The organism is Nocardia macrotermitis (assembly GCF_009604405.1).
Classification (GTDB): Bacteria; Actinomycetota; Actinomycetes; order Mycobacteriales; family Mycobacteriaceae; genus Nocardia; species Nocardia macrotermitis.
Window position 1 is genome coordinate 49,729 of record NZ_WEGK01000016.1, and the last position, 26,461, is coordinate 76,189.

At 67.1% G+C, this 26,461-nt stretch carries 20 protein-coding genes and 1 pseudogene; 9 read left to right on the forward strand and 12 right to left on the reverse strand.

Annotated features, from left to right (window positions below):
• Positions 1–2: 2 nt before the first annotated feature.
• The 6 genes from NRB20_RS29830 to NRB20_RS29855 are packed head-to-tail and all read right to left on the reverse strand — an operon-like array spanning position 3 to position 6,324.
• Positions 3–1,112: an MCE family protein gene (locus tag NRB20_RS29830; RefSeq protein WP_153414756.1), complete on the reverse strand. Its 1,110-nt coding sequence runs from the start codon at positions 1,110–1,112 to the stop codon at positions 3–5.
• Positions 1,109–2,104: an MCE family protein gene (locus NRB20_RS29835; RefSeq protein ID WP_153414757.1), complete on the reverse strand. Its 996-nt coding sequence runs from the start codon at positions 2,102–2,104 to the stop codon at positions 1,109–1,111. The genes NRB20_RS29830 and NRB20_RS29835 overlap by 4 nt, the downstream gene beginning before the upstream one ends.
• Positions 2,101–3,129, reverse strand: a complete 1,029-nt coding sequence (locus NRB20_RS29840; protein WP_153414758.1) for an MCE family protein — start codon at positions 3,127–3,129, stop codon at positions 2,101–2,103. The genes NRB20_RS29835 and NRB20_RS29840 overlap by 4 nt, the downstream gene beginning before the upstream one ends.
• Positions 3,126–4,592, reverse strand: coding sequence for an MlaD family protein (locus NRB20_RS29845; protein ID WP_227834005.1), 1,467 nt, complete (start codon positions 4,590–4,592; stop codon positions 3,126–3,128). The genes NRB20_RS29840 and NRB20_RS29845 overlap by 4 nt, the downstream gene beginning before the upstream one ends.
• A gap of 45 nt (positions 4,593–4,637) precedes the next feature.
• Complete coding sequence (locus NRB20_RS29850; protein ID WP_319945569.1) at positions 4,638–5,501, reverse strand: ABC transporter permease; 864 nt, start codon at positions 5,499–5,501, stop codon at positions 4,638–4,640.
• Between the two features lie 4 nt (positions 5,502–5,505).
• Positions 5,506–6,324 (reverse strand): MlaE family ABC transporter permease, encoded by an 819-nt coding sequence (locus tag NRB20_RS29855; RefSeq protein ID WP_153414844.1) that lies wholly within the window; start codon positions 6,322–6,324, stop codon positions 5,506–5,508.
• Between the two features lie 593 nt (positions 6,325–6,917).
• On the opposite strand from NRB20_RS29855, the gene NRB20_RS29860 reads away from it, so the two are divergent.
• The gene (locus NRB20_RS29860; RefSeq protein WP_153414760.1) at positions 6,918–7,589 is read left to right on the forward strand and encodes a chymotrypsin family serine protease; all 672 of its coding nucleotides are present in this window, start codon (positions 6,918–6,920) and stop codon (positions 7,587–7,589) included.
• 46 nt (positions 7,590–7,635) lie between these two features.
• Here NRB20_RS29860 and NRB20_RS29865 read toward each other — a convergent pair whose 3' ends face one another.
• Positions 7,636–9,063 carry an MFS transporter gene (locus NRB20_RS29865; protein WP_319945593.1) on the reverse strand — a complete coding sequence of 476 codons (1,428 nt, stop codon included), beginning with the start codon at positions 9,061–9,063 and terminating at the stop codon, positions 7,636–7,638.
• A 1,032-nt stretch (positions 9,064–10,095) separates the two neighbouring features.
• Between NRB20_RS29865 and NRB20_RS39405 the strand changes: the two genes are divergently transcribed.
• From NRB20_RS39405 to NRB20_RS29895, 6 genes are all read left to right on the forward strand, one after another.
• Positions 10,096–10,608 carry a DUF6764 family protein gene (locus NRB20_RS39405; protein WP_319945570.1) on the forward strand — a complete coding sequence of 171 codons (513 nt, stop codon included), beginning with the start codon at positions 10,096–10,098 and terminating at the stop codon, positions 10,606–10,608.
• 359 nt (positions 10,609–10,967) lie between these two features.
• The gene (locus NRB20_RS29875; RefSeq protein WP_153414762.1) at positions 10,968–12,386 is read left to right on the forward strand and encodes a cytochrome P450; all 1,419 of its coding nucleotides are present in this window, start codon (positions 10,968–10,970) and stop codon (positions 12,384–12,386) included.
• 286 nt (positions 12,387–12,672) lie between these two features.
• A complete protein-coding gene (locus tag NRB20_RS29880; protein WP_153414763.1) occupies positions 12,673–13,602 on the forward strand; it encodes a L,D-transpeptidase in 930 nt (309 codons plus the stop codon).
• Between the two features lie 260 nt (positions 13,603–13,862).
• Complete coding sequence (locus NRB20_RS29885) at positions 13,863–14,792, forward strand: carbohydrate ABC transporter permease (RefSeq protein WP_319945594.1); 930 nt, start codon at positions 13,863–13,865, stop codon at positions 14,790–14,792.
• Between the two features lie 53 nt (positions 14,793–14,845).
• A complete protein-coding gene (locus NRB20_RS29890) occupies positions 14,846–15,637 on the forward strand; it encodes a carbohydrate ABC transporter permease (RefSeq protein WP_194290062.1) in 792 nt (263 codons plus the stop codon).
• Positions 15,638–15,671: 34 nt separating this feature from the next.
• Positions 15,672–17,012: an ABC transporter substrate-binding protein gene (locus tag NRB20_RS29895; RefSeq protein WP_319945572.1), complete on the forward strand. Its 1,341-nt coding sequence runs from the start codon at positions 15,672–15,674 to the stop codon at positions 17,010–17,012.
• A gap of 42 nt (positions 17,013–17,054) precedes the next feature.
• Here NRB20_RS29895 and NRB20_RS29900 read toward each other — a convergent pair whose 3' ends face one another.
• The 4 genes from NRB20_RS29900 to NRB20_RS29915 all read right to left on the reverse strand — a co-directional run bounded on the left by NRB20_RS29900 (position 17,055) and on the right by NRB20_RS29915 (position 22,913).
• Positions 17,055–19,073, reverse strand: coding sequence for a M13 family metallopeptidase (locus NRB20_RS29900; RefSeq protein WP_319945573.1), 2,019 nt, complete (start codon positions 19,071–19,073; stop codon positions 17,055–17,057).
• A gap of 462 nt (positions 19,074–19,535) precedes the next feature.
• Positions 19,536–21,518, reverse strand: a complete 1,983-nt coding sequence (locus tag NRB20_RS29905; protein ID WP_406603891.1) for a M13 family metallopeptidase — start codon at positions 21,516–21,518, stop codon at positions 19,536–19,538.
• Positions 21,519–21,591: 73 nt separating this feature from the next.
• On the reverse strand, positions 21,592–22,068 hold the full coding sequence (locus NRB20_RS29910) for a DUF4190 domain-containing protein (protein ID WP_153414765.1): 477 nt from the start codon (positions 22,066–22,068) through the stop codon (positions 21,592–21,594).
• Positions 22,069–22,121: 53 nt separating this feature from the next.
• Positions 22,122–22,913, reverse strand: a complete 792-nt coding sequence (locus NRB20_RS29915; RefSeq protein WP_319945574.1) for a pirin family protein — start codon at positions 22,911–22,913, stop codon at positions 22,122–22,124.
• A 190-nt stretch (positions 22,914–23,103) separates the two neighbouring features.
• Between NRB20_RS29915 and NRB20_RS29920 the strand changes: the two genes are divergently transcribed.
• Positions 23,104–24,492: an MFS transporter gene (locus tag NRB20_RS29920; RefSeq protein ID WP_406603892.1), complete on the forward strand. Its 1,389-nt coding sequence runs from the start codon at positions 23,104–23,106 to the stop codon at positions 24,490–24,492.
• Here NRB20_RS29920 and NRB20_RS29925 read toward each other — a convergent pair.
• Positions 24,464–24,706: pseudogene (locus NRB20_RS29925) on the reverse strand (pullulanase); the annotation flags it as partial. The gene NRB20_RS29920 and the pseudogene NRB20_RS29925 sit on opposite strands and share 29 nt — an antisense overlap.
• Positions 24,707–24,870: 164 nt before the next feature.
• Between NRB20_RS29925 and NRB20_RS29930 the strand changes: the two are divergent.
• A complete protein-coding gene (locus tag NRB20_RS29930) occupies positions 24,871–26,460 on the forward strand; it encodes a DUF4185 domain-containing protein (protein WP_406603893.1) in 1,590 nt (529 codons plus the stop codon).
• Position 26,461 lies beyond the last annotated feature (1 nt).

A 26,461-nucleotide genomic window follows, 5' to 3' on the forward strand; every position in this document is an offset into this window, starting at 1 on the left:
GATCATTTCGTCAATCCCAACATTGCCGCGGTCAACCCGAAGTCGGGACCGAGATCCTGCACCTTGCCGGTCCGGCAGCCGTCCGCGCGCATCTGGATCTTCTCGCAGAACGCGCTGACCACCTCACCGTCGAGCACCGTGCCGATCAGGGCGTGCAGCCGCACGAAGTGGCGGCCGCGGTCCATCGAGTTGTCCAGGTTCTGCAACAGCATCGGCGCGACGTCCACGACCTCGACCAGGCCCGCGGCGTTGGCGCGCAGCTGGCTGGTCACGTTGGTCAGACCGGTGAGGCTGGAGGCCAGCTGATTCTGGTACTGGCCGAAGGTGCCACTGGTGTTGGACAGGAACGCGTTGAGCTGATCGAGCGTCCCCTGCAGACCCGGCGCCTGCTGCGCGAGCAGCGTGGACATCTGGGTGACCTTGTTGCTGAACTGCCGCACCGACTTGTCGTTGTCCGCCAGCATCGAGGTCAGCTCGTTGAGCTTGATGATGATCTCGGAGATGGCGTCCTTGTTGTTGACGCCGATCTTCAAGGCGCCGGACAGCGCGTTGAGCGTGTCGCGGATCTTCTCGCCCTGGCCGTTGACCATGTCGTACAGCAGCGTGCCGTCCAGCGGACCCGACTTGCCGTCGGTACCCGGCGCGGGCTTGAGCGACGCGGTGAACTGATCGATGGTCTTGATCAGCGTGTCCAGCTCGACCGGGGTGCGGGTGGACTCGAGGGTCAGATGCGAATCGTCCGGCAGCGTCGGGCCGCCGGTGTACACCGGGGTCAGCTCGATATGCCGGTCGGTCACGATCGACGGCGAGATCAACGCCGCGACAACGTCTTTCGGGATCTTCACATCGCTGTCGATGGTCATGTGGACCTCGGCGTACTGACTGTGCGGGACGATCTTGTCCACCTTGCCGACCTGCAGGCCCAGCACGGTGATCGGATTGCCCTCGAACATGCCCGCGATGTTGCGGAAGTCCGCGGTGATGTGCGTACTGGCGCCGACCGTGTCCTGCACCGACAGCGGCATCGCCGAACAACTCCCGACCGCGACGGCTACCGCCCCGATCCCGAGGCCCTTCGCGATCCGCCCGATCGCCCGTGCGGTCGGTCTCATCCCTGGCACCCCTCGATCACTCGGGCGAAGCACAACCAGTTGTCCGGGAACAGCCACGGCAGGGCGACCTCGCCGTACGGGCCGTTGCCGAACGCATTGTTCAACTGCCGCAACGCGGGCGGCATGATCGACAGCAGCCGATCCAGGTTGTCCTTGTTCTTCTGCAGACCCGCGGCCATCGTGTCGAGCTGGTCGATGGTCGGGCCGATCTGGTTGTTGTTCTGCGCGCCGATCTGCTGCAACTGCTTGGTCAGCGACGCGACGTTGTTGAGCAGCTGACGCAGCAGCTGCTGACGTTCCATCACCCGGTTGGCGATCGCCTCGCCCTGGGTGATCACCAGCAGCACGCTGTTGCGGTTGTCACCGAGGATCTTGGTGACCCGGTCCAGATTCTTGAGCAGGCCGTCGACCTGCTCCTTGCGATCGTTGATGGTCTTGGCCAGCGCGCCGACGCTGTTCAGCGCCTCCGCGGTCAACTGCGGGGAACCGTCGAGCTGATCGCCCAGCACCTTGAAGGTCTGGGTCAGCTTCTGGGTGTCCAGGGCCTCGAACTTCGGGGTGCCGATCTGGATGACGTCGGACAGGTCGTAGGGGACCGTGGTGTTGTTCTTGTGGATCCGGCCGCCCTTCAGATCCGAGCCCTCGCCCGGATCCAGGCTGACGTAGCGCGCCCCCAGCAGCGTGGCCATCTTGATCGCGGCCTTGGCGTCCGCGCCGAGTTCCACGTCGCCGTTGATCTGCAACGTGATCAGCACATGGTCGCCCTCGATCTTCTCGCCGGACACCGTGCCGACCGGCACACCGGCCACGTCGACCTTGTCACCGGTCTTGAGACCGGCGGTCTGCGCGAATTCGGCCTCGATCGCCCGCTTGCCGACACCGAGTTTGCCGAAACTCGTGGAGCCGACCACCAGCAGCACCACCACGGCCACACCGATGATGCCCAGCCAGAAGGGGCGGTTCGCGCTGAAACGTTCCTTGAACTTCGTCATGGGCGGCACACCGCCGAATGGGAGTTCCCGCCGATCTGGGTGAGCAGACCGCGCGGCAGCAGCACGTTGTAGAGCGAGACGTCCAGGCTGCACACGTACGCGCTGGCGTAGGCGCCGTCCTGGGTGAACGAACCGAGCGAGGCCATCACCTTCGGCAGGTCGATCGCGGCCTGGTCGAGTTTGGCGCCGTTACCGATCAGCATGGTCAGGGCGCTGGTGCTGGCGTTCTGCGCGGCCGCGATCTTGGGCTGCACACCGCCGAGCATCTTCACCATCGCCGTGGTGGCGTCGGCGATCTTGACCGTCGAGGCCTGCAGGGACTGGCCCTGTTGGTACAGCCCGCCGATCAGCGCGCGGGTCTGGGTCACCAGTGTCTCCAATTCGTCACCTCGTTTCGCCAGGCCCGCCATGACGCCCGACAGGTTGGTGATCACGTCGGACAGGATGGCGTCGCGGCGCTGGAAGTCGCCCGCCAGGGCCGCGGCCTGGGTGATGAACGCGCTCAACGAGACTCCGTCACCCTGCAACGCCTGGATGAAGGTGTTGGACAGCTCGTTCACCTGCGCGGGTTGCAGGGTCTGGAACAGCGGCTGGAAACCGTTGAGCAGTCCGGAGATGTCGAAGGACGGTTCCGTCTGGGCCAGCGGGATGGTGCCGCCCTCGTGCAGCGGCGCCGCCACCCCCTTGGTGCCGGGGGCGAGCGCGACGTACCGCTGGCCGATCAGGTTCTGGTAGCGGACCAGGGCCTTGGTGGTGCCGTACAGCGTCTGGTCGTTCTGCACGATGAAACTGACCACCGCGTGATGCTGCTTGTCCAGGTCGATCTTCTCGACCTTGCCCACCCGCACACCGGCCATCCGAACGTCGTCGCCGGGCCGCAGGCCCAGCACGTCGCTGAAGGTGGCCTTGTAGGTGGTGGTGGAGCCACTCACGCTGCGCGCCAAGGTATTCCAGATGAGCACGGTCACCAGGATCGACACGATCGCGAAGACGCCGAAGCCGATAAGGGGTTTGCGAATAGTCATCGGCCCGCACCGTTTTCGGTCACTTGCAAGGTTCCACCTCTAAGGATCGAGCTCAGCAGCAGGTATTCGGCGATGGTGGGCTGACGCCCGAGCAGTGCGGCAATGGCGGCGTCACCGGTGTAGTTCCCGGCGATCGCACCCGCGGCCGGCTTGACCGGCGGCTTCGCGGCGGCGGGCTTCTTGTCCGGGGTGGCCGCGGCCGGAGCCGGAGCGGTCAGGCCCGGAATGCCCTGCGGGAACAGGTTCTGCAACGGAGTTCCGGCGAACGGGTTGGCCGCGTTCGGCGTGTTCTGCTGCGGGGCCGCGGTCTGCGCGGTGAATCCCGGAATCGCGGGCAGGCCCGGGATCGCGGGCAGCTTGGGCAGGCCCTTCGCCGAGTCCAGCGTGCGCGGACGCAACGCGGTGGGCAGCGTGCCCGGATCCGAAACCGCCGGCGCCGTACCGCAACTCGGTCCCGCCATGGCGCCGTACCGCGGGCAGTCGCCGCGGTCGTACGGCTTGTACGGGGTGAAGGTCAGGCCCATGTTCCAGACCATCTGCTTCTGCGGGCCCCAGTGGAAGGTGGTGCCCAGCTGGCGAATCGAGGTGTTCAGGTTCGCGATGGCGATCGGCAGCGCGTCCGGCTGGCTGGTCAGCGCGCCGAACAGGTCGCCGGTGCCGACGGTGAGCCGCTTACCGGCGTCGCCGTTGGCGGCGAACAGCGCGTTCACCTTGTCCACGGTGCTCTCGGTGCCGGTGATCAGACCGGCGACCGCGGCCCGCTTGTCCGAGATGGTCTTCGCGGTCTTGACCGATTCGGCCAGCGAGCTCATCAGTTCGGGTGCGGACTGGTTCAGCGCGTGCGTCGCCGCGGAGAAGTTGTCCAGCGTCTGCCCGACATCGGGCACCGCCTTGCGCAGTTGGGTGAGCACGGTGTCCAGGCGCTCGATCGTGGAACCCGGTACCCGGCTGCCACTTTCGAGTCCGTAGGACAGGGTGCCGAGCACCCGGCCCAGCTGCACCGGGTCGATCTTGTCCAGGATGGTGCGCACGGTGGTCAGGGTGTCCTGCAGCGCGATGGTGCCCTGGCTGCGGTCCTCGGCGATGGTCGAGCCCGCGCGCAGATGGGACTGCGCGGGACCGTTGTAGACCAGTTCGACCGAGGTGACGGCGAACAGGTTGCTCGGGACCACGCGCGCGGTGACGTTCGAGGGGATGTTGCCGACGAAGTCCGGCTTCATCTCGATGTGCACCTGCTGCTGCGCGCCCTTGTCCGCGACCGCGACGTTCTTGACCGAACCCACCAGGATGCCGCGGAACTTCACATCGGCGTTGTCCGGCAGACCGTCACCGGTGGTGCTCAGATCGGCGGTCACATCCACCTTGGGATGCAGGATGTATCCCTTGTACCGGGCCATCAGGAATCCCAGGATCAATGCGAAGACGATCAGGCCGGACGCACCCGCGACCAGCAGTTGCCGCATTGTCGGTCCGCGGCCACTCGGATCGATGATCATGTGCCCGGCCCCCTATCCCGAGATCCTGATGCCGGGGTTGACGCCCCAGACCGCCAGCGTGATGAACAGGTCGGCGAACACGACCGCGATGATGCAGTACTTGATCGCCCGGCCGGCTGCGACGCCGACGCCCTCGGGACCGCCGGAGGCGAAGAACCCGTAGTAGCACTGGATGAACGTGGTGATCGCGACGAACAGGATCGCCTTGAGCAGCGACCACAGCACGTCGTGCGGGACCAGGAATTGGTAGAAGTAGTGCTGGAAGGTGCCGCTCGCGGTGCCGCCGTACAGGCCGACGGTCCACGCGCAGGTCAGGTAGGCGAACGGCAGCGCCAGGCAGTACAGCGGGACGATCGCGATCATCGCGGCGATCATCCGGGTGCTGACCAGGTACGGCAGCGGCCGGATGGCCTGCGATTCCAGCGCGTCGATCTCCTCGGCGATACGCATCGAGCCGAGCTGCGCGGTGAAGCGGCAACCGGCCTGTGCGGCGAAGGCGACCGTGGCCAGCATCGGGCCGAGTTCGCGGGTGGTGGCGAACGCGGAGATGGCGCCGGTGATCGGGCTCAGACCCAGCAGGTTCAGCGAGGTGTAACCCTGGATGCCGACGGTCATACCGCCGAACGCGCTCAGGATGAGCACGACGCCGATGGTGCCACCACCGACGATCAGGCTGCCGTTACCCCAGGTGACGTCCGAGAGCAGCCGCCAGACTTCCTTCGGATAGTGCTTGAACGCCAAGGGGATCGAGCCGAGCGACCGCAGGAAGAAGAAGACCTGATGGCCGATGCGCGCGAGCCAGTCGCGGGGTGCGCCCGCGGAGTGCTTGATGCGCTCGAGTGGCCGCAGTAGCGGCGGGACATAAGTAGACGACACCGGCTCAGACCATCTGTGCGGGGAACAGGGTGTTGTAAATCTGGGTGATGATCAGGTTGACGCCGAAGAGCATCACCGCCGAGAGCACCACCGCCGTGTTCACCGAGTTCGCGACGCCACCCGGGCCGCCGCGCGTGGTGAGCCCGGCATCGCAGGCGATGATCGCCGCGAGCAGTCCGAAGATCAACGACTTCACGAGTGCGACGAGCAGGTCCGTGGTCACGGCGAACGACGCGAACGTGCCGATGTAGGAACCCGGCGTACCGCTCTGCGCGAAGATGTTGAACACGTAGCCGGTAAGGAAGCCGACGAAAACCACGAAGCCACACAGCAGAACGGACACTAACATAGCCGCGCCGAGCCGGGGGGCGACCAAGCGCCGTAGCGGGTCGACGCCCATCACCTTCATGGCGTCGATCTCCTCGCGGATGGTGCGCGAACCGAGGTCGGCGCAGACCGCCGATCCGACGGCGCCGGCGATCATCAGCGAGGTGACCAGCGGCGCGCCCTGCTGGATGATGCCCAGGCCGTTCGCGGCGCCGATGAACGAGGTCGCGCCGACCTGCTGGGCGACCGAGCCGACCTGGATCGAGACGATCACGCCGATCGGGATAGCGACCAGCAGTGTGGGCGCGGCGGCGACACTTGCCATGAAGGCGCATTGCCGCACGAATTCCGCAAACGGGAAGCGTCCACGGAAGATGCTGACGAACAGCTCTCCGATGGCCTCGATACCCATCGTGATCTGGCGGCCGAAGGTCTCGATCGACCGTTTCGGATGATCCTGCCAATACCCTCTGCCCCAGTCGAGCGCACCACTCATTCGTGACGCTGGGCGGACGTCCTGTGGCCCGCCCGGACGGTCGGTGGTGAACTGCACTGGCTAACCCCTCTCGACGTCGGTTACACGCCCCGACGACTGTTTGCTCGAGGAACCTTACTACGGAGTTAGGAAAAACACATCACCATCTGTGACTGCGATCATTGACCCAGATCACCGCCGGTAGACGGCTGTGAGTCGGGACAAGCGGTTGGTAAATGCCACAAAAAGCGCGATTGCTTTCTAGAACACGTTCGGAGTTCCTGAACGGTCGTCCAACTTGTGTCCGCGGTCCGGTCGAATACCCCGGATTACGTTTATCCAAAACCAATCACAGTTATCCGATGTTGCCGATGCGCGATGAGCGTAACTCTCGGCCGAGCCGATCCCGGGGCTATCACACTCGTGTCGCGGCGGCGACTCGCCGGTCACCACCGACCACCGTGGTAATGGCCAACCGCGCCGTCACACTCGGTGCACCGGCATCTGACCGGCAAACTCGCTAGTCACACCGGCCGCGTCGACGCGCCGATACTGACAGGATGTAGTACGACATGGGTTGATATCGTGCGGGCTTCCGACGTCTCTGGAGGGACATGTTCAACACACTCGCCAAGGCGGCGCGGACCGCCTTCGCCGTGGCCATCGGCGCGGCGCTGCTCGGGACGGGCGCGGGAGTCGCGCAGGCCGCCGGCGGGCCGCCGGTGATCGGCGGCGGTTCCGGAATCATCATTGACAACCAGTTCGAATGCACCGTCACCACCATCGGTCACGACCGGGCCGGGCGGTTGGTCGGACTGACCGCCGGACACTGCGGCGAGGCGGGTGCGCAGGTGTGGGCGGAACAGGCTCGCGGGGCCGGAGTCATCGGTCACTTCGTGTACTCCAACCACGATCTGGACTACGCGGTGATCCAGTTCGATCCGGGCAAGGTGCGGCCGGTCAACCACATCGGCGGGGTGACCATCACCGGGATCGGCGCGCCGGCCCAGTTCCCCAACATCGTCTGCAAGGAGGGCCGGACCACCGGCAACACCTGCGGACTGGCCTGGGGCGATGTCTTCCAGACCGATGAGACCTGGACCCAGATGTGTGTGGTCGAGGGCGATTCCGGTGCGCCGGTCGTCATCGGCACCCGGCTGGTCGGCATGGTGAACGCCTATCTGGCGGTGGCCTGCTTCGGTCCGGAGGTCGGCACCAATATGAACGCCATCCTGAACGATCTGAACCGGCGCGGCGGCGCGGGTGCGGGGTACGCCCCGATCTGATCGGTCCGTCCAGAACCTCGCCGCGGGGCGGTGATCCTGATCCGGGTCACCGCCCCGCGGTGTGTCCGGGGGGATTCGGTTGGACCGCGGGGCCGCTCATATCGCACCGCGGCAGGGTGTCCACCGCACCGGATTCGTGGCGGGTCCGCGGCGTGCCCAGCAGGGCCGCGGCGATCACCGCACCGGTCAGCAGCAGTCCGACGCAGATCCACATCGCGGTCGTGAAGCCGTGGTCGATCGCGGTGGCGTCGGTGACCGAGCCGGAGATTCCGGCCAGCCCGGGCAGGGCGGCCACCGCGAGCAGTTGCGCGGTCCGGGCGACGGCGTTGTTGACGCCCGAGGCGATTCCGGCCTCGGCGGCGGGGACCGCGCCCAGCACCGCCCCGGTCAGCGGGGCCACCAGGGTGGACAGGCCGAGGCCGAAGACGATCACGCCGGGCAGCACGTCGCGCAGGTAGCCGCCCACATGTCCGGAGTCCGGGCCGATGCGCAGCAGCAGCACCAGTCCGGCCGCGGCCAGCAGCGGACCGATGGTCATCGGCAGGCGCGGACCGTGGCGTTGCGCCCAGCGGCCCGCGGGGGCGGACAGCACCAGCATGAGCACGGTCAGCGGCAGGGTCGCGATACCCGCGAACAACGGCGAGAAGTGCGCGACCTGCTGGAGTTGCAGGACCAGGAGGAAGAACACGCCGCCCAGGGCCGCGTAGACCGCGAGGGTCACCAGGTTGGCCGCGGTGAACACCCGGGAGCGGAACAGCGCGGGCGGCACCAGCGGATGGTCGCTGCGCAGCTCGATCAGCACGAAGACCGCCAGCAGCACCACGCCGGCGACGGCGAGCAGCGGCATCTTCTCGATCAGCCCGAAGGTCAACGCGCCCAACGCCACCGCGACCACGAGCGCCCCCGGCACATCGGCCCGGCGCGAGGCGGCCGGATCCCGGCTCTCGGGCACATGCCGCAGCGCCACCGCGACAACGACCGCCGCCAACGGCACATTGATGAAGAAGATGGACCGCCAGGAAGCCACCTCGATCAGCCAGCCGCCCAGGAACGGCCCGACCGCGCTGGCGATGCCGCCGAACCCGGACCACAGCCCGATCGCCGCCCCCTGATCCCGCTCATCGATCGAGGAGGAGATCAACGCCAGACTCCCCGGCGTCAGCAGCGCCCCCGCCATGCCCTGCACGACCCGCGCGGCCACCAGCATCTCGATATTCACCGCCGCACCGCACAGCACCGACGCCGCCGCGAACCCGACCGTCCCCCAGACGAGCACCTTGCGCCGCCCGAGCCGATCCCCCAGCGACCCGCCGAGCAGAATGAACGACGCGAGCGTCAGCGTGTACCCGCTCAACGTCCACTGCAACCCCGCCACCCCGGTATGCAACGCATCCCCGATCCGCGGCAGCGCGATATTGACCACGGTCGCATCCAACGAGGCCACCGCCGACCCGAGCACGGTAGCCACCAGAATCCACCGCCCGGTCCGAGACCTCAACCGAGGCACCCCACCCCCACTCACACCCCACCCCCACGCTCGCCCACCGCCCAAGCACAACCGCTCACCCGGCCAGGCTACGACCCACCCCCACCCATCCACACCGTTTCACCGTGCGCGGAAATTTCCCAACCCCAACCAGTCCCGCCCCACATCTGGTCCTGTCCACTTGTCTTCGGGACATCCGGACCGCACGAACGGGCTGTCCACAGCACCGCCCTCGCAGGATGAACCGAGTTACCCAGCGGGAATACGTGATTCGGCAACGGCCCGGACACCCGACCATCGGACAGCACGGTCCCCTCGCCTCCGGTCCGGCCACCCCTGTCCGGTCACCTCCGGTCCGCTCGAAGCCGGTCCGGCCAACCCCGCACAGTCCGGCCACAACTCCATCAGCGCTCGATCCGCACCTGGTCGGTCTCGGCGACAGCGTCCCGACCATCGCGGACAGGCAGGCCGTCACACAGAACCGACCGGGCGGGCAGGCCCGAATCACTCGGCGAGAACACGTGATTCAGCGACGGCCCGGACACCCGAGCATCGCCCCTCTCGGACCACGCGCCTCCGGTCCGGCCAGCCCTGACCGATCGTGTGCTGGTCTCGTTCGGCCCGCTACGTCCGGTCCACTCGAGACCGGTCCGACTCTGGACAGTCCGGCCACGACTCCACCGGCGCTCGCATCCCGTGGTCGGTCTCGGTCACTCGGTCCGGCCGACGAAGCGTGGTGATTGGGACCTGTAACCCCGGGCCGGCTGACTCAGGTCGGTCTGTCTCGATCGGGGGCTCGGGCTGATCGGGGCCGCGGCTGTTCGGTCCGGGCATGTTGGGGCGATGGCAGGCGGGCCGCGGCTACTTGGTCTCGGGCTGTACGAGTCGGGTTGGTGAGGAGTGGATGGGAGCGGGGTGTTCAGGGATGCGGGGGTGGGCGCGGGGAGTGTTCATGTGCTCGATTCCTGGGTGTAGCAAATATCTAGGTATGGTTAGCGGTAGGTCAGGAGGGAGCGAACGGTGAAGGTTGTCAGCGTGGTTGGGGTTTCTGCTGTGGTGGTGGGGGTTTGTCTTTGTGGTGCTGGCAATGCGTCGGCTACTCAGGTGCAGTGTGATTCGGATGGGGGGCGGGATATCACGGTGGTGGCGGGGAATACTGCGTGTCGGGCGGCGGTGGGGGGTGCGGGGCACGCGCGGGCGGTGGGGTTGGACGGGATCGGGTTCGCGCAGGCCGGAGCGGGGGCTGTCGCGTTGGGGCTGGGGGTGTCCGGGGGGATCGGGGCCAGTGAGGGGACTGCGGGGGTGCCTATTGCTATCGGGGTGGGGCCGGAGGCGTATGCGTTCACCTCGTTGCACGATGCGACCGGGCCGGGGGTGAGCTTCGCGATGAATGGGTCGCTGGCGCAGGTCATCTCGGATTCTCACACCGTCACCTGTCTCGGATCGGCTGCGTTGGCATGGGATTCGCGGACCGGCAGTGGTTGCCTGGCCACACCCGTGGGCCTGTGGCGCACCGCCACACCACCGCGCTGACCGAACTCACCGGATTGCCCAGCACCGGCGGACGACACGGGAATCTGTAAGCCGAGACGGCCCGGTACTGCCGACGCCGAACGCCGCCGGTAACGACTGAAACTTTCGGCAGTCAGGAGAACCCGAACCGCATCGGGCTGGGTCGCGCTCGGGTGGGGATGGCACTCCGCCGCCGGGACGGCACTCGCCCATCGCCGTCAGAACGACGCTGCGCATCACCGTCGGGACGACGCCGCGCATTGCGGGAACCGCCGCCGAGACGGCCTGGTATCGCTGACACTGCCGAACATCGCGAGCAGCGGACTGTTTCGATAACGGATGCGCTCGAACCGGAGCGGGGGCTGTGTCGTGTTTCGGGTATGACTGGTGTGTCTCGGGGCGAGGGTGGGTTGCGGGTGCCGCGGCCGGTGGTGGGGCATGCGGTGGCGGCGGGGGTGGACTTCGAGCGGTATTTCCGGTGGCGGCGGGGGCGGGACGGGGATCCGTTCGTGGTGCGGTTTCCCGGGTTCGGGGGTGCGGTGTTCACGGGGACGGCGGAGGGGGCCGGGGAGATCTTCCGGGCACCGGTGGAACTGTTGAGGCCGCCGCTGCCGAATCCGATCGAGCCGTTGGTCGGGGCGGCATCGCTGATTCTGGCGCGTGATCAGCGGCATCGGCGGGAGCGGTCGATGTTGATGCCCGCCTTCCATCGGTCGCGAATCGCACACTACGCCAACGTTGTTCGTGATTCGGCGGATGCGGAACTGGATGGGGCGGGGGCGGGTCCGGCGTGGCGGGCGGGCACCCGGGTGGACGCGCGGGTGGCGGCGCGGGCGATCACGTTGCGTGTGGTGCTGGAGGTGCTCTTCGGGGACGGAAGCCGTTCTCGCCGTGCGGAATACACTGACGCGGTGGTGCGGTTCCTGAATGCCTTCAGCGGGCCGCTGATGTTGCTTCCGGCGTTGCGGCACAGCGCATTCGGATATGCGCCCTGGGATCGGTTCCTGGACGCCCGAGCCCGGCTCGACGCCTTGATCGATGCCGAAATCGCCACGCGGAGAACGGATATCGCGCGCAACCCGGCCCTGCCCACGGGCACCGACGTCCTGTCCACCCTGCTGGCGGCCCGCCACGACGACGGCTCCCCGATCGACGACGCCGACCTGCGCGATCACCTCCGCACCCTGCTGGTCGCGGGCCACGAGACGACCGCGACGAGCCTGGTCTGGGCGCTGTACCGACTACATCGCCATCCCGAAACGCTGGCCCGCCTGCGCACCGAACTGGCCGATCTCGATCCCGGCGACGATCCCGCCGAACTACCCCGACTGCCGTATCTGGACGCGGTCTGCCAGGAGACGCTGCGGCTGCATCCACCCGTGCCGATCGTGTTGCGGCGGCTGACCGGACCGTTCACGCTGCGCGGTGCGGCGCTGGACGCGGGGGACACCGTGGGCGTCGCCGTACCGTTGCTGCACTCGGATCCGAGGGTGTGGCCGGAGCCCGCGCGCTTCCACCCGGAACGTTTCCTGGACCGCCGCTACGGTCCCGCCGAGTTCGCCCCGTACGGCGGCGGACACCGCCGCTGCCTCGGTTCCACCCTGGCGGACTACGAGTTGCGCATCGTGCTCGCGCGGGTGCTGATGCGGACCGAACTGGCACTTACGCGCCACTATTCGCACGGACCGATACCGCTGTCCGTACCGCACAACATCGCCACGGGCCCGCGTGCCGGAATTACGTTCATTGTCGTGTCCCACCACGGACACCTTCGTGATTCGTATCACAATACTATTTGAAGTGACATCGTTTCCAATGTTGCTGGGTACTACGCCAGGTCGGGCCCACGACCCCCGCGAACGGCGATTACGCCCCGGAACACGGCTTCGCGACCACCCCGGTGACGCATCACACCCCATCCGGAACGAGCCCATGACCACCGATCGGCGATTGGCCGAACCCGTTCGGAAATGTAGTAATGGATGCCGGGCCGGGGACGACACACATCTCGTTGTGCATCGTGAGCTAGATCTTCCGCGCATCTGCGCGCGTGAGAAGAGTTGAGGACTGAGAGGACGTACGGCTTTGCGCACCACCACCTGTCGGAAACCCGCGCGGGACAAGGCAACACGAGGCACGCGGATCGGCGTTCTAGCCCTGGCGATCAGCGCCGCCGGAGCGCTCGCCGTGGCACCCGCGGCCGCCTCGCCGCTGTGGCCGGGCGGCCCCGATGTGCCGGGCGCACCCGCCCTGGTCCAGAGCCCGCAGCCCACGCCCGGCGCGGCCCCCATGCAGAACCCGCCGCCGATGCCGCAGGCCAACTTCGCCGCACCCGCCCTGAGCCCCGGCGACGGTGACGTGGTCGGCGTGGCCGAGCCGATCTTCGTCAACTTCAAGGCGCCGGTCACCGATCACGCCGCTGCGGAGAAGGCCATCCGGATCACCTCCTCGACGCCGGTGAAGGGCCACTTCTACTGGTACGGCGACAAGCAGGTGCGCTGGCGGCCGGAGAACTTCTGGCCCGCGCACGACACCATCACCGTGCAGGCCGCCGGCACCCACGTCGAGTACAAGACCGGCGACGAGGTCATCACCACCGCCGACGACGCCACCCACCAGCTCACCATCACCAAGAACGGCAAGGTCATCAAGACCATGCCGACCTCGATGGGCAAGAAGGGCCACGAGACGCCCAACGGCATCTACTACGTGGGCGAGAAGAACCGCAAGATGATCATGGATTCGGCCACCTTCGGCGTGCCGAACACCTCGCCCGAGGGCTACAAGACCCCGGTCGAGTACGCGACCCGGCTGGCCGGCAACGGCATCTTCCTGCACGCCGCCCCGTGGTCGGTGGCCCAGCAGGGCAACTCCGATGCCAGCCACGGCTGCCTGAACGTCAGCACCGACGATGCCAAGTGGTTCTTCGAGAACGCGCAGAAGGGCGATCCGGTCGTGGTGAAGAACTCCACCGGCACCGCCAGCCACAGCGACGGTATGGGCGACTGGGACTGAAGTAGGTAGTCACGCAGCGTGGCCCCGGGCATTCGTCCGGGGCCACTGTTGTCGGTGGCACCGCGCGCCGCCGATCCGCGAAAACCCTTGACGCGTCACGGTAGAACCCCCTGATGTTCACCGCGATTTGCCGTCGACGTGGGGTGGGCGCGTTTACGATTCGGCGCATGTCCGTTTTGCCACAGGGGGAGGCCACCGCCGAGCCGGTTCGGGGAGTCGGCGGGATAGGTCGAATGCTCGCACGTCGTCGCGGGGGCGAGGTGCGGGCCCGGCCGGAACGCGTGCTGCCGCGGGCCCGGGGGCGGGGATTGCGGGGGCGGCCGTGGAGCGACTACGCGTTGTTCCTGGTCCTGGTGGTGCCGAACCTGGTGCTGCTGGGCGTGTTCGTCTACCGGCCGCTGATCGATGACATCCGGTTGTCGTTCACCGACTGGAATCTGGCCGATCCGCTCGCGCACTACATCGGGTTCGCGAACTACCGGGAATGGTGGGGGCGCGGCGATTCCTGGCAGATCGTGGGCAACACGGTGATCTTCACCGTCGCCGCGGTCGCCGGAAGTATGCTGCTGGGCCTGGCGCTGGCGCTGCTGCTGGATCGGAAGCTGTTCGGGCGCAACGTGGTCCGCTCGGTGATCTTCGCGCCGTTCGTGATCTCCGGGGCGGCGATCGGGGTGGCGTTCCAGTTCATCTTCGACCCCAGCTTCGGCCTGATCCAGGACCTCCTGCACCGGCTCGGCGTCACGAATGTGCCGGACTTCTACCAGAATTCGCACTGGGCGCTGTTCATGGTGACGGTGACCTACATCTGGAAGAACCTCGGCTACAGCTTCGTCATCTACCTGGCCGCCCTACAGGGCGCCCGGCCGGATCTGATGGAGGCCGCCCGCATCGACGGCGCGGGCGCGTGGACGCGATTCCGCCGAATCCTGTTGCCGCAGTTGCGTCCGACGACGTTCTTCCTGTCCATCACGGTGATGCTGAACTCGTTGCAGGTCTTCGACATCATCAACGTGATGACGCGCGGCGGCCCGCTGGGCACCGGCACCACGACCATGGTCTACCAGGTCTATCTGGAATCCTTCCGCAACTTCCGGGCCGGGTACGGCGCGACGGTCGCCACCATCATGTTCGTGGTGTTGCTGATCATCACGCTGGTGCAGGTCCGGGTCATGGATCGGGGAGAGCAGTGAACGCCACCTACCAGCGCCGCAAACTCGCGGCCACGCTGCTGGGGTACGCCGCGATGGTGTGTGTGCTGATCATCGTGGGCGTCCCGCTGTTCTGGATCGTGATCACCTCCTTCAAGGCGCGCCCGGACATCTACACCGCGCCCGCGGTGTACTGGCCGCACAGCTGGCATCCGGAGAACTACCGCGAGGCGACCACGACGCTGCCGTTCTGGCAGTTCCTGCGCAACTCGCTGATCGTCACCGCGATCGTCTCGGCGGTGAAGTTCGTGCTCGGCATCATCAGCGCGTACGGGCTGGTGTTCCTGCGGTTCCCGGGCAAGAACCTGGTGTTCCTGGTGATCATCGCGGCGCTGATGGTGCCGAACCAGATCACCGTGATCTCCAACTACGCCATCGTCGCGCAGCTCGGCTGGCGAAATACGTTCCTGGGCATCATCGTTCCGCTGTGCGGCGTCGCCTTCGGAACGTTCCTGATGCGCAACCACTTCCTGTCGCTGCCCGCCGAGGTGATCGAGGCCGCGCGGATGGACGGCGCGGGCTGGTGGTCGCTGCTGACCCGGGTGGTGCTGCCGATGTCGGGGCCGACCATGGTCGCGTTCGCGGTGGTCACGCTGGTCAACGAGTGGAACGAATACCTGTGGCCGTTCCTGATGGCCGACGATTCGCGGGTGGCGACGCTGCCGGTCGGGCTGACCCTGTTGCAGAACACCGAGAATCCCAGCGTCACCAACTGGGGTCCGGTGATGGCCGGAACACTGCTGACGATGGTGCCGATCCTGCTGGTCTTCCTGGTCCTGCAACGGCACATGATCAAGGGTCTGACCTCCGGTGCCATCAAAGGCTGAGCCCGGCAACCAGTTCGGGGAGAAGGAGAGTTTCGTGTCCGATGCCGGTGGGCGTAACGCCGCGCGAAATGTGTTGTCCCGGCGTGGATTCCTGGGACTGTCGGTGGCCGCGGCGGGAGTCGGGGCCGCGGCGTGTGCCGGGATGGGCGGCGGCGGGGTGCAGGGGGGCGATCCGAACAACATCACGTTCTGGTCGAATCACCCGGGCCAGTCCAAGCACAAGGAACAGGCACTGATCGCCGCCTTCGAGCAGGCCCATCCCGGTCTGCGCGTCACGCTGGTGGACGCCGGCAAGGACTACCAGGAGGTGTCGACGAAGTTCAACGCGGCACTGATCGGCGGTCAACTGCCCGATATCGTGGTGCTCTCGGACGTGTGGTGGTTCAACTTCGCGATCAACAAGGCGATCACGCCGCTGGACCAGTACTTCGGCGCTGCCGGTGTGCGACTGGACGATTACGTGGACACCTTCGTCAGCGACTACAAGTTCCAGGACAAGCACTACGCGCTGCCGTATGCCCGCTCGACGCAGATCTTCTGCTACAACCAGGACATCTGGGCCGAAGCCGGTCTGCCGCAACGGGGTCCGCAGTCGTGGCAGGAATTCGACGAGTGGGGCCCGAAGATCCAGAGCATCATGGGCCCGAACAAGTGGGCGCACGGGTGGTACAACGCGACCAACAACCTGGCCTGGACGTTCGAGGGGCCGACCTGGACCTTCGGCGGCGCGTACTCCGACGGCTGGACGTTGAAGTTCACCGATCCGGGCACGATCGCGGCGGGAAACGCGTTGCGCGAGATGATCAATGTGAAGAAGTACGCCAGCATCCGCCCGCAGGCCGCCACCGATTTCGGCACCGGGGTCATCGCCTCGGCGATCACCTCGACCGGCGATCTGTCCGGTATCAACGCCAATGCCAAGGGCAAACTGTCCTTCGCGACGGACTTCCTCCCGCATCCCAACGGGCCGGGCTGCACCACCGGCGGCGCGGGACTTGCCATTCCGCAGCGCATTTCCGATGAGCGAAAGGTGAACGCGCTCAAGTTCATCGAGTTCATCACCGATCCCGCCAACACGGCTTCGTTCGCGCAGTCCACCGGATATATCCCGGTGCGCAAATCCGCACAGCAGGATCCGTCCGAGATGGCCTTCCTGGCGCAGAATCCGAATTTCCAGACCGCGCTGAATCAGTTGCCGCTGACCAAATCCCAGGATTATGGACGGGTATTCCTGCCCGGCGCGGATCAGATCATCGGTACCGGGCTCGAGCAGATCGGGTTGCAGAATCAGGATGTGCACACGGCGATGTCGAGTGTGGAGAATCAGTTGAAGGGAATCTACACCCGGCAGATCGCGCCGAAACTGCCGAAATAGCCGGCGGTTTCGGCCCTCGCGGCACTTCCCCCGCAACCGGAATTACCAGATACGTACGCGCTCTTCGGGTTCCAGATACAACGCATCGCCCGGCCGCACCTCGAACGCCTCGTAGAAGGCATCGATATTGCGCACCACGGCATTGCAGCGGAATTCGTTGGGCGAGTGCGGATCCGCGGTCAGGCGGCGGATCGCCTCCTCGGGACGTACCTTCGCGCAACGCATCCGGGCCCAGCCCATGAAAAACCGCTGCGCGCCGGTGAATCCGTCCAGGATCGGCGATTCGCCGTCGCCGAGCGAGATCCGGTACGCCGTCATGGCGATCGACAGTCCGCCGAGGTCGCCGATGTTCTCGCCGATGGTGAATTCGCCGTTGACGGTGTATTCGTCGGGCAGCTCGCGCGGGGACAGCACGGCGTACTGATCGATCAGAGCCCTTGTCCGCCGGTGGAATTCGGCGCGATCGGTGGCGGTCCACCAGTCGACCATGGTGCCGTCGCCGTCGTGGGTGCTGCCCTGATCGTCGAAGGCGTGGCCGATCTCGTGGCCGATCACCGCGCCGATCGCACCGTAGTTGGCCGCGTCGTCGGCGGACGGATCGAAGTAGGGCGGACGCAGATAGCCCGCCGGGAAGGTGATCGCGTTCATGCCGCGGTGGTAGAAGGCGTTGACCGTCTGCGCGGGAGTCAGCCATTCGGCGCGGTCGACCGGGCTCTCGAGGCGGCGCAGCTGGTGGTCGTGCGCGGCGGCGTGGCCGCGACGGTAGTTGCCGACCAGGTCGTTCGGGTCGATGTGCACGTCGGAGTAGTCGAGCCAGTGGTCCGGGTAGCCGATCTTGGCGACGATCTTCTCCAGTTTCGCCGTCGCCGCGATCTTGGTCTCCGGACCCATCCACGGCAGGTCCGCGATGCTGCGGCGGTAGGCTTCGCGCAGGTGGGACACCATTTCGGTGAGCTTCGCGCGGGCCTGCGGCGGGAAATGTTCGGCGATGAAGATCTTGCCGACCGCGTCGGGCAGCAGGTCCTGGACCAGCGCCACACCGCGCTTCCAACGCTCCCGGATCTGCCTGGCGCCGGTCAGGGTGCGGCCGTAGAACTCGAAGTGCTGCTGGGCCACGTCATCGGTGAGATACGGTGCGCGCCTGCGGATCACCTGCCAGGCGGTCCATACCTGCCAGTCGGCGAGAGGCGCGTCGGCCCACAGGCGCGCGAAGGTGGTCAGGTAGTCCGGCTGTCGCACCACGACTTCGGCATGCACTTCGGGTCCCGGGCGGCCGACGCCCGCGGTGAGTGCGGAAGTCCATGCCGCCCAATCGAATTCCGGGGCGGACTCGGTGAGTTCGGCGAATGTGCGCAGATTGTAGGAGGATTCGACGTCGCGACGGCGGACCACGTCCCAATGTCCAGCGGCCAGTGCGTGTTCGAGTTCGAAGACGCGTTTGCCGATGCCGTCCAGGTCGCCGGTGAGCGATGCGCGCAGGGCGGGATCGGCGGCGATCAGGGCGAACATCGCGTCGACGTGTTCGATGTAGGCCGCGCGGATCTCCGCGAATCCGGCTGTGCGGTAATAGGATTCGTCGGGCAGCCCGAGGCCGGACTGGGTCAGCTGGACCAGGTTCCGGCGCGCGTCGTGACTGTCGCTGCTCACATAGCTCTCGACCGCACCGCTCACCCCGGTGCGCTGCAACCGGCCCAGCAGCGCGGCCAACGCGGATCGGTCGGTGACGGCGGCGATGTCGGCGAGTTCCCCCGCGATCGGCGTCAGCCCGGCCTCGGCCACCGCGTCCAGATCCATGAAGCTCGAGTACAACTCGGCGATCCGGCGGATCTCCTCGCCCGCCGCGGCCGGTGCGGTGACCGCGGCCATGATGATCGCCTGCACATCCATTTCGGCCTGATCGCGCAGGTCCGACACCGAACCCGCGTGCACGCGGTCCGCCGGGATCTCGCAGGTGCGCAGCCACGCACCGTTCACATAGCCGTACAGATCGTCCTGCGGCCGCACGTCCGCGTCGATACGGGAGAGATCGATACCTGACACAGTTTCCGGCACAGCAGTCACCTCAACCAGTATGCCGTGATCATGCCCCCGACTCGGGCGAATCGGACCGCCTGCCCCGAATTCACCGTGCGGCAACCCGCTCGGCTCGATCGGACCGCCGACGCCCGGCCCACATCCGATTCCACCGATCCGGCTCGATCGCACCACCGACGCCCGGCCCACATTCAATTCCACCGATCCGACTCGATCGCACCGAATCCCAGCCGACCCGAGTCCGGCGGACATCGCCGAACCCGAGCCGACTTCGATCGAGTCGAATGCGACTGATGCTGCCGAGACCGGCCGCGTTCGACCGGACCGACCCATGTCGAACGCATCTCGGCCGACCGCAACGGGATCGAGCCGCCGCTCTCCGGATCATCGACACGTGACAACGCCGTTGCAGCGGAATTCGGCGGGGGAGTGTGGGTCGACGGCGAGGCGGCGGATGGCCTCCTCGTCTTCCGGACAGCGGCGCGCGAATCACCAAATGCGAACGCGCTCAGTGGGTTCCAGGTAGAGGGCATCGCCGGGTTTCAGATCGAACGCCTCGTGGAAGACGTCCAGATTCCGGACCACGCCGTTGCAGCGGAACTCGGCGGGGGAGTGCGGGTCGACGGCGAGGCGGCGGATGGCCTCCTCGTCGCGGGCCTTGGTCCGCCAGACCTGCGCCCAGCCGAAAAACACCCGTTGCAGACCGGTGAGTCCGTCGATGACGGGGGCCTGGGCCGCGCCGAGCGCGATGCGGTAGGCCACCAGGGCGATCGACAGGCCGCCCAGATCACCGATATTCTCGCCGATCGTGAATTCACCGTTGACCTTGTGGTTCTCGGCCAGCCCCTTGGGGGTGAACTCGTTGTACTGGTCGATCAGGGCGCGGGTGCGCTTACCGAATTCGGTGCGGTCAGCATCGGTCCACCAGTCGACCATATTGCCGTCGCCGTCGAACTTGCTGCCCTGATCGTCGAAGCCGTGACCGATCTCGTGGCCGATCACCGCGCCGATACCGCCGTAGTTGGCCGCGTCGTCGGCGTTCATGTCGAAGAACGGCGGTTGCAGGATGGCCGCGGGGAAGACGATCTCGTTCATGCCCGGGTTGTAGTAGGCGTTGACCGTCTGCGGGGTCATGAACCATTCGTCGCGATCCACCGGACCGCCGAGTTTGGCCAGGTCACGGTCGTGATCGGCGGCGTAGCCGCGACGGTAGTTGCCGACCAGGTCGGCCGGGTCGACGACGACGGCGGAGTAGTCCCGCCAACGGTCCGGGTAGCCGATCTTCGGGGTGAACTTGTCCAGTTTCGCCAGGGCGGCCTGCCGGGTGTCGGGGCTCATCCACTCCAGGTCGGTGATGTTGCGCCGGTACGCCTCCTGCAAGTTCTGCACCAGCACCTGCATCCGGGCCTTGGCCTCGGGCGGGAAGTGCTGTGCCACATACAGTTTGCCGACCACCTCGCCCAGGACGTCCTCGACCAGCGAGACGCCGCGCTTCCAGCGTTCCCGGTTCTCCTCGGTGCCGGTCAGCGTGCGGCCATTGAAATCGAACGACTCCTCGACGATCGCCGCGGTGAGATACGCCGCGCGCCCGCGCAATACCCGCCAGCTCGCCCACGCCTGCCAGTCGGCCAGCGACTCCGAGGCCCACAGCCCGGCGAAGGTGCGCACGTAGTCGGGCTGGCGCACGACGACCTCGGCGAACAGCTCCGGACCCGACGCCTCGACCCCCTCGGCGAGCGCGGATGTCCAAGCCGCCCAGTCGAATTCCGGATGCTCGGCGGTCAGTTCGGCGAAAGTGGTGAGGTTGTAACTCAATTCGGCGTCGCGGCGACGGACCACGTCCCAATGTCCCACAGCCAGTTTGCTTTCCAGGTCGAACACGCGCTGCGCGTCGAAATCCAGTCCGGCCAGGGCGAACATCCGGCCGATGTGCTCGACGTACTTGGTGCGGATCTCGGCGTAATCCTCGCCGCGGTAGTACGACTCGTCGGGCAGCCCGATCCCGGACTGGCTGGCGTGCACCAGATAACGCTGCGAATTCTTGTCGTCGGTGTCGACGTAGAACCCCAGCGCACCGCCCACCCCGACGCGCTGCAACCGGCCCAGCAGGGCGGCGAACGCGCCGCGATCGGTGACCGCGGCCACCTCGGCCAGTTCGGCGGCGATCGGCGTCAGCCCCGCCGCCTCGACCGCGGCCTCGTCCATGAAACTGGTGTAGAGGTCGCCGATCTTGCGCTCGTCGCTGCCGGATTCGGCCGCCGAGGCCGCCGCGGTCTGGATGATCTTCCGCACATCCCGCTCGGCCTGGTCGTAGAGGGTACGGAAGGCGCCGTCGACCGCGCGGTCCGCCGGAATCTCGTACGTCTCCAGCCATTGCCCGTTGACATGCGTGAACAGGTCGTCCTGCACCCGCACGGCGGCGTCGCGGTAGGTCAGATCCAGGCCGGAGGAACTCGTCAGATCAGCAGTCACGCAGTCCAGTATGCCGATGCGTGGCGAGCGTCGCCGGGATGTTCGCTCCGGGCGAGGAGTACCGGCCGATGCTTCAGCGGGACGGGGTGGGCGTGTTCTCGAAGCTGGAGCGGAACTGGTCGGCGCACTTCTGTACCTTCGCCTGATCGCCGTTGGCCTGCTGCGCGCAGTCCCAGTAGGTGCGGCCGCCGTGATCGACGATCCACATGCCCTCCACGACACCGAGCGCGATCGCGGCGATCAGGCCCAGGGCCGCCAGCGCCAGACCGACCCAGGCCATGGCGCCACCGCCCGCGGTGCCCCGACGCGCCTTGACCACCGCGATGATGCCGAAGATCAGACCGAGCAGGCCGAACAGCACACCGCCCACCAGGGTCGGGGAGCTGATGATCGCCAGAATGCCCAGTACCAGCGCGGTGATCGCCAGGCCGCGGCCCTGTCCCTGCGGCCGCTGCTCACCCGGCGGGGCCGGATAGTCGCCGGGCGGCGGCGGGGGATAACCGCCCTGACCCGGCGACGGGTACTGACCGGGCGGTGGATACTCCGTCATGACAGTCCTCTCGGAAGTTTCTCGGAGTCTGGAAGGTTCGCCAGTCCGGAAGGTTATTGCCCGCCGAGCCGCGCGTGCATCTCCCACACCAGGATCTCCGAAGGCTGGTTCGCGGTGATGCGCTGGCCGCCGCTGCGGGTCAGGCGCACGGCGTCACCCGCGTAGAGGGTGCCGATCCCGGCCATCTCGACCTCGCCGTGCGCGATGAAGAGATGCAGGTAGGGGGCTTCGGGCAGGTCGACGCCGGTCGGCCGGCCGGGCTGCGCGAGCCGCGCGACGTGCAGGGCCGAATGACTGCTGTTGATCTTGATAGCGGTGCGGTCGCGATAGCGCGGCAGTCCGGAAGCCACCGTCACCAGGCCGCCCGCGGCCAGTTCGGTATCGATCTCGAGCTGCTGATATCCGGGATCGATACCGGGCTCGTCGGGCACCACCCACATCTGCACGAAATGCACCGGGTCGGTGTGCTCGGCGGTGCCGCCCTGTTCCGGGGGCAGATGCCAGGAGTCGTTCTTCTCCGAGTGCAGGATGCCGGTGCCCGCGCTCATCCGCTGCGCCAGGCCCGGATAGATGATGCCGCTGTGCCCGAGCGAATCCTGATGGACCAGTGAGCCGCTCAACACCCAGGTCACGATCTCCATGTCCCGATGCGGATGGGTGTCGAAGCCCGCCCCGGGACGCACCATGTCCTCGTTGTTGACCAGCAGCAGGCCGTGGTGGGTGTTGTCCGGATCGTAGTGCTCGCCGAAGGAGAACGAATGCTTCGAATCCAGCCATGCCACACGGGTTTTCATGCGGTCGCCGCCGCGATGGACATCGATGTGCGGGGTCGTGAGTGTGGACACCATGGTCCTCCTCTCGGGCCGGGCGTCGAAACAGACAGTTCCAGCGTGCCACAACAGCACCCGCATCCGCCCGGTGGACGTGGTGGCCACACCGCAGCGGACTCTATCAGCAATTATTCGGCAAATACGCTGCCGCCCATCGTGCACCCGGGATATCGGACACGGCATCGAGATCGGCTAATCTCCCCCCGTGCCCGACCCGCGCCCCGATGACGTTCCGTCCACACCGGGTCGCCCGCCCGCGCGGCGGGAGCTGCTGCGTCTGCTCCGGAACTCGGGCGCGGGCGTGCGGCGGCTGTCGGCGGTGCGGTTCGCGGGCCAGTTCGGGGACGGCATGTTCCAGGCCGCGCTGTCCGGCGCGATCCTGTTCAACCCGGAACGACAGACCGATCCACCGGCCATCGCGGCCGGATTCGCGGTCCTGCTGCTGCCGTATTCGGTGATCGGGCCGTATGCCGGTGCGCTGCTGGACCGTTGGGATCGACGCGCGGTGCTGTTCGTGGCGAATGTGCTGCGGGTGGTGCTGATCGGTGCGGCGAGCGTCGGTCTGGCGACCGATATCGCCGAGACGCCGCTGCTGCTGCTCGCCCTGGCGGTGGTGGGGGTGGGCCGATTCGTGCAGGCGGGCGTCTCGGCGTCGCTGCCGCGGGTGCTCGAACAGCGGTGGCTGGTGGCGACGAATTCGATACTGGCGACGGTCGCGTCCGGATTCGCGACGGCCGGCGCCGCGGTGGCCGTCGCGATCATCGGGGCCATCGGATCGGGCAACCTGGCCGGATCGGTCGCGGTCGCGGCCAGTGCGTCGGGATCGTTGATCGGCGCGGTGTGCGCGGTCCGGTTCACGCCACGAGCACTCGGCCCGGACGAACACGACCCGGACGACCGGCAGGTGAGCTCGATCCGCGCCATCGCGACCGGGCTGCGCACCGGCGCGCGAGCGGTGTGGGAATCCGCGCACTGCACGATCGCGATGCTCGGAATCGGCGTGCACCGCATCGTCTTCGGCGCGGACACCCTGCTCATGGTGCTGGTACTGCGACGTTCGGCGCACGAGAGCGGATCGCTCAGCGGCGGTCTGGTCGGATTCGGGGTGGCCATCGCGGCGACCGCGGCCGGGATGCTGCTCGCCGCGGTCCTCGCACCGCTGGTGATCCCCCGGCTCGGGCGGCCGCGCACCGTGCTGGCGGGTCTGCTGCTCGCGCTGATCGTGCAGTCCGCGCTCGTCACACCCGTCACCGTGACGCACGGCGCGGACACCGACCTCGCGCATCGGCTGCTGCTGGCCGGAGCGTTCCTGCTCGGGCTGGCCGGGCAGACGGTCAAACTCACCGGCGACGCGACCATGCAGATCGATATCGACGACGCCCGCCGCGGCCAGGTGTTCGCCCTGCAGGACACGGTGTTCAATATCGGCTTCGTGCTGGCCCTGGCCGCGGCGGCGCTGATCGTCCCCGCCGACGGGCGGTCGATCGGTGTGGTGCTGGCCGGATCGGCCTGCTACGCGGTGGGCATCGTCGCGGTCGCGATCGTCATGGCCAGATCTGCTCGTCCCAGGTCCCCAGTCCGCTCGGATCGGTGAAGTAGTGGTCCAGGACGCCGTCGCCGTCCAGATCCAGGGCGGCCACGTCGGCGAGGCCGTCGCCGTCGGAATCCCAGAGCGCGTCGTCGGGGTGGCCGGAGCCGTCGAAATCCAGGCGGACCGCGTCAGGCACACCGGTGCCGGACAGGTCCAGATCGGCCGGGGCGGACCAGGTGTGGGCGGTGCCGTCACCGGTGCCGAAGACGTAATCGATGTCGGTCATATCGAGTTCGACGGATGCGCTCACCAGCGGGTTCCCGGCGAATCGGACCCGTTTTCGGCGCACCGGTTTCGCGGCGACGGGCGATTCGGTCCGGTGTGCGAGGATTCGGTCCGTTAGATTGGACGGGCTCTGCCCGGAACAGACCGAGAGAGGCCGTGGGGTTGCTGGCGAAATCCGCGCTGTTCGGCGTCCTGCTGACCGGTGTGCTGGCGGTACCCACCCCGGCGTGGGCCGCACCGCTGCCGTGGCAGCCGCCGCCCAAGAACTCCTGTGGGGAAACGGGTTTCGATCCCCGGGCGCGTAAGCCCGATCCGAATGCCAAGCCCGGGCCGCTGCTGCCGCCCACCATCGAGATTCCGATTCCGGTTCCGAAGATCACGCCGGTGCCGATTCCCGGGCCGCCGCCGAACAACACCCGGATCACGCCCGCGCCGCTGCCGTCGGATCCGTGCCGCAATCCGTGCCCGGACGTCCGGGACACGCCGAAGCCGACGCCGCCCGCGACCAAGCCCGAACAGCCTGCGCCACCGGCGGATTCGGGTTCGGCCTCGGGATCGGGTACCGGTTCGGGGACGGGGTCGGGCACCGGGTCCGGGCAGTTCAACCTGCCGAACATCCGGATCAAACCGGATATCGAGCCGATCCCGATTCCGGTGCCGGGTGGTCCCGCGCCCTCGCCGCAGCAGCCGCCGCCGACCATCGTGCATCCGGCCCAGCCCGGTCCGGTGGCCGCGCCGCCCGCGCCGCGGACGGTGAGTTCGGTGGATCTGGTCGATCAGGTCACCGGGCACGGGTCGGCCAACCGCACCGATATGCGCTGGCAGGTCGACGGCACCGATCTGGGCATCATGTGGGAGAGCGCGCCGGGACAGGTCGCGGTCGTGTTCGGGGACAGCTTCGGCAAGGGCTGGCACGGCGGCGGCGCGGGCGGGGACGATCAGGACTGGCGCAGTAATGTGCTGGCCTACAGCAGCAATCACGATCTGTCCCAGGGTCTGAAGATCGACACCATGGTCCAGGACAGCCGCTGCCACGCCGCGGAACTGCTGGACAGCCGCAAGATCGTCAACTTCGAGACCACCGTCATCCCGACCTCCGGATTCGCCCTCGGCAAGCGGCAGTACCTGAGCTACATGTCGGTGAACCACTGGAGCAAGATCCCGGGCATGTGGTGGACCAACGACGGTGGGCTCGCCTACTCCGACGACGACGGCAGGACCTGGGTCAAGGACCAATATGCCAAGTGGAACAACATGTTCGGGGTGGATCGGTTCCAGGTCGCGACGATGGTGCCGCACGGTGACTACGTCTACATGTTCGGCACACCCAACGGGCGTATCGGCGTCATCGGGCTGGCGCGGGTGCCGAAAGCGCAGGTGCTCAACAAGTCCGCGTATCAGTACTGGGTGAACGGGACCTGGGCGCCCGCGCAGGAGAATCTCGCCACGCCGCTGGTGCCGGGTATCGCGGGCGAATTGTCGGTCCGCTACGACGATTCCAGCGATCAGTGGCAGATGGTGTATCTCGATTCGCTGCGTCGCGCGATCGTGCTGCGTACGGCGAAGGAACCGCAGGGCACCTGGACCGACGGCGTGCCGCTGGTGAACACCGACGACTATCCCACGGCCTACGGCGGTTTCATCCATCCGTGGTCGACCGGGAAGGATCTGTACTTCACCATCTCGGCGTGGAACAGCTACAACGTGTACCTCATGCACGCGACGTTGAACCAGCCGACGCGGTAAC

What these genes read in the sequence shown, in the direction of transcription:
- NRB20_RS29830 (WP_153414756.1), bottom strand. Translation starts at nt 1,112, where the DNA reads ATGAGACCGACCGCACGGGCGATCGGGCGGATCGCGAAGGGCCTCGGG.
- NRB20_RS29835 (WP_153414757.1), bottom strand. Translation starts at nt 2,104, where the DNA reads ATGACGAAGTTCAAGGAACGTTTCAGCGCGAACCGCCCCTTCTGGCTG.
- NRB20_RS29840 (WP_153414758.1), bottom strand. Translation starts at nt 3,129, where the DNA reads ATGACTATTCGCAAACCCCTTATCGGCTTCGGCGTCTTCGCGATCGTG.
- NRB20_RS29845 (WP_227834005.1), bottom strand. Translation starts at nt 4,592, where the DNA reads ATGCGGCAACTGCTGGTCGCGGGTGCGTCCGGCCTGATCGTCTTCGCA.
- NRB20_RS29855 (WP_153414844.1), bottom strand. Translation starts at nt 6,324, where the DNA reads ATGAGTGGTGCGCTCGACTGGGGCAGAGGGTATTGGCAGGATCATCCG.
- NRB20_RS29860 (WP_153414760.1), top strand. Translation starts at nt 6,918, where the DNA reads ATGTTCAACACACTCGCCAAGGCGGCGCGGACCGCCTTCGCCGTGGCC.
- NRB20_RS29875 (WP_153414762.1), top strand. Translation starts at nt 10,968, where the DNA reads ATGACTGGTGTGTCTCGGGGCGAGGGTGGGTTGCGGGTGCCGCGGCCG.
- NRB20_RS29890 (WP_194290062.1), top strand. Translation starts at nt 14,846, where the DNA reads ATGGTGTGTGTGCTGATCATCGTGGGCGTCCCGCTGTTCTGGATCGTG.
- NRB20_RS29910 (WP_153414765.1), bottom strand. Translation starts at nt 22,068, where the DNA reads ATGACGGAGTATCCACCGCCCGGTCAGTACCCGTCGCCGGGTCAGGGC.